This window comes from Paenibacillus herberti (assembly GCF_002233675.1).
In the GTDB taxonomy this organism is placed as follows: Bacteria; Bacillota; Bacilli; order Paenibacillales; family Paenibacillaceae; genus Paenibacillus_O; species Paenibacillus_O herberti.
Window position 1 is genome coordinate 1 of record NZ_NMUQ01000007.1, and the last position, 1,167, is coordinate 1,167.

The following is a 1,167-nucleotide window of genomic DNA, read 5'->3' on the forward strand; positions in this document are numbered from 1 at the left end:
CCGCTCATCCGCGACGGGTCACCCACCGCAACTGGCTTGTCGTGATACTCGGGATGCGCGGACTTCTCCACCGAAGCATAGAACGACTGGCAATCAGCCAGCATAATGACTCTCTCCATCGGACACCTCCTTTGCTGCGGATCTGGATTAGCTCGCGCCCCCGGTCATCGAATGTATGTTCGCCTTCGTTCTAAACGTATTATATACCGAATGTATGTTCTCTATGCAAGGGGAAAAATAATACAGTTGTCCCGTAGCCAGAAACACCAAATAAGCCTGCCGAGAGGATTCGACAGACTTGCTCACAGTTCCCTAGTAAACGCTATAGTGGGATCGATACCAGTACAGGGCTTCAACGCGCAGCTTTATTATATGAACCTATTAGGACAACTGCCAGGTTCGAGAACCTTTCCCCTGTAATACACTACTCTTAGAATCATTATCCTATTATACAAAGAAGAAAGCGATGGGATCTGTGGGTAGTGCTCTACAACATCCGGATGACGACAAACCATCGCATCCATAATTGGAGGATTAGAGATGGACCATTTCCAACCCGCTTCAATCAGTAATGTTAAAGGTTCAAGCTTAGGCGTCATCCTCGTTTTGTTTATTCTGCTGGTCATCGTTACGCGAGTCTTTTTCCCTGTTTCTCCGTACTGCGTGAATGGCAATAGCAACGTCAACAGCAATGACCCTATTTATGGAACGAAAGGATTCGACCTTTGGAACGAGATTGGAGATGGTTATACGTTAGTCTTCCGCAAGACATATGGACTAACCTCTCCTCCCGATTCACTAACTATTAGCTACAACAATAGAGCTCACTTTGAGGTAGACAATCTTGCATTTCGTGTATCTACAGGCGGGGCCCTGTATGATATTAACTTCCAAGGCAATAAAATAGGCAGTCTTGAATTCACGATGGTTAACAGAGTTGGAAGGTTGTATGAGCCGAATGAAATCAACAACGTGATATTAACTCCCACTCCCCATTTCATTTACACTAGAAGAGAACCTTTATATTACGGCGACCCGTGGCTTCGAATAAGATTAGGTCTGCAGCCCTTCCCACGCCCCTAATACCTATTATATAAGTTGAACTCTCTAAATTAATGACTCTCCAATTGGGTAAAGAAAGAGTAACGACTTGGAGAGAGGAAGATT

2 protein-coding genes are annotated in these 1,167 nt (G+C 45.0%); one reads left to right on the forward strand and one right to left on the reverse strand.

Annotated elements, in window-relative coordinates; translation table 11 throughout:
- Positions 1-119: Y-family DNA polymerase (locus CGZ75_RS26400; protein WP_141136892.1), on the reverse strand; the 119-nt coding region annotated here is incomplete at its 3' end.
- Between the two features lie 421 nt (positions 120-540).
- On the opposite strand from CGZ75_RS26400, the gene CGZ75_RS24240 reads away from it, so the two are divergent.
- Positions 541-1,083, forward strand: coding sequence for a hypothetical protein (locus tag CGZ75_RS24240; protein ID WP_089527009.1), 543 nt, complete (start codon positions 541-543; stop codon positions 1,081-1,083).
- The last annotated feature ends 84 nt before the right edge of the window (positions 1,084-1,167 follow it).